Raw genomic sequence first — 269 nt, 5'->3', positions numbered from 1 at the left:
CTCCAACGGCAATCAAAAAAGTGAAAAAAGAGAAAACGATTACTCCTGGGGATACTCCTACGATTACGAAAACAGATTAATCAGAGTAACCAAAGGCGGCAATGAACAGGCAAGAAACCTCTATAACGGCGACGGGCAGCTAATGGGAGTAATAGATGCGGCCAACGACAGCACCACCTACTACCAGTATGACGGCAGCCAGGTAATAGCCGACCGGGACGGGGCCGGGGCGCTGATGGCCAGCTACACCAGGCTCCCCTCCGGCAAAC

General features: G+C 52.8%; 1 protein-coding gene. It reads left to right on the top strand.

The features are described 5' to 3' along the window. Positions 1-269, top strand: a 269-nt coding sequence (locus DCCM_RS11950) for a hypothetical protein (protein WP_207655591.1), incomplete at both ends; no start/stop codon positions are given.

Origin of the sequence: Desulfocucumis palustris, assembly GCF_002933875.1 — a bacterium.
In the GTDB taxonomy this organism is placed as follows: Bacteria; Bacillota; Desulfotomaculia; order Desulfotomaculales; family Desulfocucumaceae; genus Desulfocucumis; species Desulfocucumis palustris.
Note: the sequence above shows the minus strand (reverse complement) of the source record. Positions and strands in the feature narration are given on the sequence as shown.